Origin of the sequence: Xanthomonas sp. SHU 308 (assembly GCF_000364645.1) — a bacterium.
Classification (GTDB): Bacteria; Pseudomonadota; Gammaproteobacteria; order Xanthomonadales; family Xanthomonadaceae; genus Xanthomonas_A; species Xanthomonas_A sontii.
Genome location: NZ_AQOK01000212.1, coordinates 1 through 6,839, shown reverse-complemented (window position 1 = coordinate 6,839; position 6,839 = coordinate 1). Strand labels below are relative to the sequence as shown.

The 6,839-nt window shown below is 69.9% G+C and carries 4 protein-coding genes; all 4 read left to right on the top strand.

Annotation, left to right across the window (positions count from 1 at the left end):
• On the top strand, nt 1-250 hold a 250-nt coding region (locus D588_RS24315; protein WP_043083971.1), incomplete at its 5' end, for a hypothetical protein.
• Between the two features lie 106 nt (nt 251-356).
• Nucleotides 357-1,163, top strand: coding sequence for a DsbC family protein (locus D588_RS0108065; protein WP_017915605.1), 807 nt, complete (start codon nt 357-359; stop codon nt 1,161-1,163).
• Nucleotides 1,164-1,463: 300 nt separating this feature from the next.
• On the top strand, nt 1,464-5,519 hold the full coding sequence (purL, locus tag D588_RS0108060; protein ID WP_017915604.1) for a phosphoribosylformylglycinamidine synthase: 4,056 nt from the start codon (nt 1,464-1,466) through the stop codon (nt 5,517-5,519).
• Between the two features lie 1,097 nt (nt 5,520-6,616).
• A partial coding sequence (locus tag D588_RS24310; RefSeq protein ID WP_043083968.1) for an ESPR domain-containing protein occupies nt 6,617-6,839 on the top strand: 223 nt, incomplete at its 3' end.

Below are 6,839 nucleotides of genomic sequence, written 5' to 3'. Positions count from 1 at the left end.
GCTGCTGGCGCTGGGCAGCGACGCCCCCGCCGCGGCCGGGCCGCAGCTGGCGCTGTGGCAGATCGCCGCCGCGCAGACACCGCTGCGCTTGGCCTCGCCGGCGCGCGGTTCGCTGAACACACTGGCGTTTTCGTGGGACGGCGCCACGCTCTGGGCCTTGACCGATGGCGGTCTGCTGCGCTGGTCGCTGCCACTGGCGCTGCGCGATCCGGCGGGTGCGGGCGGCTATCCGGAGCACGCGAAATACTGATCCGCGCCCTTGCTGCGACGGCGTGCCCCCCGCTCAGCCTGTCTACATCGAGCGGACAAGGGGGTATGCGACAATCCAGCCGGTTCGCAGCCCTCATGGATAGCCAATGCTCCGTTTTGCTCTTTTTGCGCTGCTGTGCGCCACTTCTCTTTCCGCCTGCGCACAGCCGGCTTCGCCCACCGGCGGCGCTGCCGCTGCCAAGCCGGCCGCCGCCGCTCCTGCCGGCGCACCGGGCGAGCAGCGCGTACGCTCGGCGCTGCTGCAGCTCGATCCCAACTTCAAGCCCGACTACATCGGCGCCGCGCCGTTCCCCGGCTTTCGCGAAGTGGTGGTCGGCGGGCAGGTGCTGTACGTCTCCGACGACGGCCGCTACCTGTTCCAGGCGCAGCCGTTCGACATCCAGGAAAAGCAGTTCGCCTCCAGCGAAGGCCTGCTGAGCTACCGCCGCAAGCTGCTGGAGTCGGCGCCGCGTGCCGACCGCATCGTGTTCGCCCCGGCCAATCCCAAGTACACCATCAGCGTGTTCACCGATATCGAATGCGGCTACTGCCGCAAGCTGCACAGCGAGATCGGCGAGCTCAACAAGCAGGGCATCGCCGTGGAGTACCTGGCATATCCGCGCATGGGCCTGGGCAGCCAGGACTACAAGGACATGGTCGCGGTGTGGTGCGCGGCGGACAAGAAACAGGCGCTGACCGATGCCAAGGCCAACGGCAAGGTGCCGAGCGCGACCAACTGCAAGAACCCGGTGACCATGCAGTACAACCTGGGCCAGCGCCTGGGCGTCAACGGCACCCCGGCGATCTTCGCCCCGGACGGCACCCAGATCGGCGGCTACCTGCCCCCGGCCAAGATGCGCGAAGCGCTGGACAAGCGCGCGGCGGAAGCGACCAAGGCGGGCGGAAGCCGCTGAGCGGCCGGGAATGGGGAAACGGGAATCGGGAGTGGGCGCGACTGCGCTCGTTCCCGCGGCCACGGCCGCTGAACGCCCGTCTCTCCCCCTTGGTCGGCGGTGCGGCCTTTGCGCCACCGCTGTTGCCGTCCTGCGTTTTGCTGCTGGAGCGCCGCGTCCGCTGTCGCCCAACCACCTCTAGCACGTCCGCTGGCGCCGACCCCGCTCGGCGGCCGGCTGTGCCGATTCCCCATTCCCGAATCCCCATTCCCAGCTCTCCGCTACAATAGCCAGCCCGTTTCCTCACACGGTTCCCCGGACATGATCGTCCTCGAGGGCGCTTCCGCCCTTTCGCCGTTCCGTCGCGCTCGGCTCGAAACCCGCCTGCAGTCCCTCGTTCCCGGCGTGCGCATCGTCGGCGCGTGGCACGTGTACTTCCTCGACGGCGACGACGCCGGGCAACTGGACCTGGTCGCGGCCCGCCGCATCCTGCAGGCGCAGGACGCACCGGTGCCGGCGGAGGCGGGTACCTGCTCGCGCTACGTGGTGCCGCGGCTGGGCACGCGCTCGCCGTGGTCGAGCAAGGCCACCGAACTGGTCCGCGGTGCCGGGCTGGCGATCCGCCGGGTCGAGCGCGGTACCCGCCTGGACCTGACCGGCTGGCCGCAGGCGCCGGCCGACCAGGCCGCGCTGGCCAAGCTGCTGCACGATCCGATGACGCAGTCGCTGCTGGACGATGCCGCGCAGGCGCAGGCGCTGTTCCAGGCGCCGGCGCGCGGCGAGGTCGAGCGCATCCCGCTGGACCAGCTGGAAGCGGCCAACGCGCGCCTGGGCCTGGCCCTGGCCCAGGACGAGATCGATTACCTGCGGCAGCGCTTCGGCGAACTCGGCCGCGATCCGGCCGACGTGGAACTGATGATGTTCGCGCAGGCCAATTCCGAGCACTGCCGGCACAAGATCTTCAACGCCAGCTGGACCATCGACGGCAAGGAGCAGGACCGCTCGCTGTTCCGGATGATCAAGCACACCCACCAGCAGACCCCGCAGCACACGCTCAGCGCGTACAGCGACAACGCGGCGGTGGTGGAAGGCCATCCGGCTGCGCGCTATCGCCCGGATCCGGCCAGCGGCGAGTACCGCAGCGAGGCAGTGACGCCGTCGGCGTTCTGCATCAAGGTCGAGACCCACAACCACCCGACCGCGATCGCGCCGTTCCCGGGCGCCTCCACCGGTGCCGGCGGCGAGATCCGCGACGAGGGCGCCACCGGCCGTGGCGGCAAGCCCAAGGCCGGCCTGACCGGCTTCAGCGTCTCGCACCTGCGCATTCCCAGCCTGCCGCAGCCGTGGGAGGGCGCGCGTCCGCTCAACCCGCGCATGGCCCCGGCGCTGGAGATCATGCTGGACGGCCCGCTCGGCGGCGCCGCGTTCAACAACGAATTCGGCCGGCCCAACCTGCTCGGCTATTTCCGCAGCTTCGAGCTGCCGGAGACACAGGACCTGACCCGCGCGTACGACAAGCCGATCATGCTGGCCGGCGGCCTGGGCGCGATCGATCGCGTGCAGGTGGAGAAGATCCCGCTGCAGCCCGGCGATGCGGTGATCGTGCTCGGCGGCCCGGCGATGCTGATCGGCCTGGGCGGCGGCGCGGCCAGTTCGGTGGCCTCCGGCGACAGCGCCGAGGACCTGGATTTCGCCAGCGTGCAGCGCGACAACCCGGAGATGGAGCGGCGCGTGCAGGAGGTCATCGACCGCTGCGTGGCGCTGGGCGCGGACAACCCGATCCGCTGGTTCCACGACGTCGGCGCCGGCGGCCTGTCCAACGCCATTCCCGAACTGCTGCACGATTCCAACGTAGGCGGCCTCATCGACCTGGACCGCGTGCCCAGCGACGACCCGTCGCTGTCGCCGATGCAGCTGTGGTGCAACGAATCGCAGGAGCGCTACGTGCTCGGCGTGCCGCAGGCGCGCCTGGCCGAATTCGCCGCGATCTGCGAACGCGAGCGCTGCCCGTTTGCCGCCGTGGGCGTGGCGACCGCCGAGGAACGGCTCGTCGTGGGGTACGGGGTGCTCGGCGGTGGGAATGGAGAATCGGGAATCGGGAATGGTGAAAAACAGGCAGGCTCCGCTGTTGCCCATTCCCCATTCCCCACTCCCCATTCCCAGCATCCAATTGATCTGCCCATGGACGTGCTCTTCGGCAAGCCGCCGAAGATGCATCGCGACACCCGGCAGCCGCCGGCGCCGCGCTGGCCGGAGCTGGACACCGAGGCGCTGGACCTGCGCGAGGCCGGGCTGCGCGTGCTGGCCCATCCGACCGTGGCGGCGAAGAGCTTCCTGGTCACCATCGGCGATCGCAGCGTCGGCGGCCTGACCGCGCGCGAGCAGATGATCGGCCCCTGGCAGCTGCCGCTGGCCGATTGCGCGATCACCCTGGCCGGCTTCGACACCCACGCCGGCGAAGCGATGGCGATCGGCGAGCGCACCCCGCTGGCCCTGCTCGACGCCGCCGCGGCGGCGCGGATGGCGGTGGGCGAGGCGATCACCAACCTGTGCGCGGCGCCGGTGCAGGCGCTGGACCAGGTCAAGCTGTCGGCGAACTGGATGGCCGCGGCCAACCATGACGGTGAGGACGCGCGCCTGTACGCCGCGGTCAAGGCGGTGGGCATGGAACTGTGCCCGCAGCTGGACCTGAGCATCCCGGTGGGCAAGGACTCGCTGTCGATGCAGGCGCAGTGGGCGGTGACCGCCGTGAATCGGGAATCGGGAATCGGGAATGGGGAACAGCGCGATGCGTCCGTCACGGATGCCGCCGCTTCTCCGATTCCCGATTCCCCATTCTCCAGTCCCGGCGAGACGCACAAAAGCGTCTCGCCCGTCTCCCTCATCGTCTCCGCGTTCGCGCCGGTCGCCGATGCGCGGGCGCAGTTGACGCCGTTGCTGGCGCGCGAGGCCGAGAGCGAGTTGTGGTTGATCGGGCTGGGCGGCGGCAAGCAGCGCCTGGGCGGTTCGGTGCTGGCGCAGGTGCATGGCGACGGTGCGCTGCCGGCGTTCGGCGGCGCGGTGCCGGACCTGGACGATCCGCAGCGGCTGCGTGCGTTCTTCGAGCTGATCCGCGATGCGCGCGAGGCCGGCCTGCTGTTGGCGTATCACGACCGCAGCGACGGCGGCGCGTTCGCCGCGCTGTGCGAAATGGCGTTCGCCTCGCGGCAGGGCCTGGACATCACCCTCGATGCCTGGGGCGACGATCCGTTCCGCAGCCTGTTCAACGAGGAACTGGGCGCGGTGGTGCAGGTCGCGCGCGAAGACCGCGCGGCGTTCGCCGACCTGGTCGAGCGCCATGCGCTGACCGAGTGTGCGCAGCGTATCGCCCGCCCCAGCACCGCTGCGGCGGTGCGCGTGGGCCTGGGCGGCAAGACCCTGGCCGAATGGCGTTGGGACGAGTTGTTCGATGCCTGGTGGTCGGTGACCCACGCCATGCAGACGCTGCGCGACAACCCCGACAGCGCCGCCGAGGAGCGCGCGCTGGCGCGCGATTTCGCCGCGCCCGGGCTGAAGCCGAAACTGGCCTTCGACCCGGCCGAGGACGTCGCCGCGCCGTTCGTTGCCAGCGGCCAGCGGCCGAAGGTGGCGATCCTGCGCGAGCAGGGCGTCAACGGCCAGATCGAGATGGCCAATGCGTTCGAGCGCGCCGGCTTCCGCGCCTTCGACGTGCACATGAGCGACCTCATCGCCGGCCGCGTCGACCTGGCCGACTTCGTGGGCCTGGCCGCCTGCGGCGGCTTCAGCTACGGCGACGTGCTCGGTGCCGGCCGCGGCTGGGCCACCTCGATCCTCGAGCGGCCGGCGCTGCGCGATGCCTTCGCCGCGTTCTTCGCGCGTCCGGATACCTTCGCCCTCGGCGTGTGCAACGGCTGCCAGATGCTCAGCCAGCTCAAGGACATCATCCCCGGTGCCGAGCACTGGCCGCGCTTCCTGCGCAACCGCAGCGAGCAGTTCGAGGCGCGCACCAGCCTGCTGGAAGTGGTGGAATCGCCGTCGATCTTCCTGCGCGGCATGGCCGGCTCGCGGATCCCGGTGGCGGTGGCACATGGTGAAGGCCGCGCCGAGTTCGACACTGCCGTGGACCAGGCCGCCGCGCGCGTGGCGCTGCGCTTCGTCGATGGCCATGGCGCCGTCGCCACGCAGTACCCGCTGAACCCGAACGGCTCGCCCGACGGCATCACCGGCCTGACCAGCGACGACGGCCGGGTGACCATCCTGATGCCGCATCCGGAACGCACCCTGCGCTCGCTCAACCTCAGCTGGCATCCGGCCGAGTGGCCGGACGAGGCGCCATGGCTGCGCATGTTCCGCAATGCGCGGGTGTGGGTGGGCTGAAGCCCGCCCCCGGCGCGCTCGCCGCGATGGCGGCGCGCCTGTCTGGTGGGCTGCCGACGGCGACGTGTTCTGCGACCTGATCGCGTGCTGGCGCTGGCTCTTGCCAGGGCGCCGTCGGCAGCGCCTGCTGCCGCGATGTGCGGGCCGGCGCTGCCGGCTACGTTGCTCGGGTCTGTGCCGCGCTGCCATCGCTGTGGGATGCACAATGCACTGCCGTGATTGGTGGCGTGGCGCATGCGCCGAATCGCGGGTCGCAGTGTCCCATGTGGGAGGGACTGCAGTCCCGACGCAGGACCGCATCCAGGCCGGCCGAACTGGCGGTTTGACGGCCGATGCCGTCGATTTCCCGTGTGTCGAGTGGGTTTCCTCGGCGCATCCCGCCTGCGCATGAGCTGACCGTGCGCGGTCGCGGCTGAAGCCGCTTCTACGAGACATCGCGGTGCGGTGCGCCTTGCGCGGTGCCGTCATCGCTGCAGCGTGCGTGTGCCTGCGCCATCCGCCGCGGCGTGCAAGCGAATGGTGCGTCCTCCCGCGCGTGGTGCTCTTCGCCGTGTAGCGACAGCCCGGCAGCACCCGCCCGTCGTCCGGCACAAGGTCGCTCCGCCGCGCGACCGCTCGCCCCATTTCGCGCAGTCGGCGCCATGCGCAGCCGTCTGGAGCCGTCACCCGGCATGCCTGGGCGCGCTTTTGCGCCTCTACCACCCGGTTGCGTCAAGTCCTTGACAGGAAACGAAATCGCCCGAAGCGCGGTGTGTCAAGGCTGGCAAGGTATGTGCCGAAAAATTGGCGCGAGTTGGTTGTTTTCATTGATATTTATCGAAAATTTAACGAAATCTGGCTGAATTCGCGGTCTGTGTCACGGCGCGTGTCGTATTAAGTCAAAAACTTGACGTACTCGAGAGGCCGAGTTAACACTCGGGTCAGTTCCGCATTCCACCTCGGTTCATCTACAGCTCCGAGCAGCGACAGGCGTGAGCCTCTCGCGTCCCGCTAAGGGACGTGCGGCACCCAAAAACCGACAGGGGGTCGGCCGGCCGGAACGCCGGGCGAGGGTGGCTTTTTGACCAAAAACCAGCCGAATTGAGGAGCAGTCGTCGATGAATCGGATTTATCGCAAGGTCTGGAACAACGCACTGGGGATGTGGGTCGTGGCATCGGAACTGGCCAGCGGCGATGCGCGCGGGGCCGTCGTCCGCGACCGCCGCGCCGCACGCGCACACGGCCTGGCCCTGGCCGGCGCGATCGCGCTGGCGCTGGGTGCCGGCGTCCTGCCCACCAGCGCCCAGGCGCAGGCCCTGCAGATCGGCGACAACGCCAGCG

Coding starts and splice junctions, on each gene's coding strand:
- D588_RS0108065 (WP_017915605.1), top strand. CDS start 357: ATGCTCCGTTTTGCTCTTTTTGCGCTGCTGTGCGCCACTTCTCTTTCC.
- purL (WP_017915604.1), top strand. CDS start 1,464: ATGATCGTCCTCGAGGGCGCTTCCGCCCTTTCGCCGTTCCGTCGCGCT.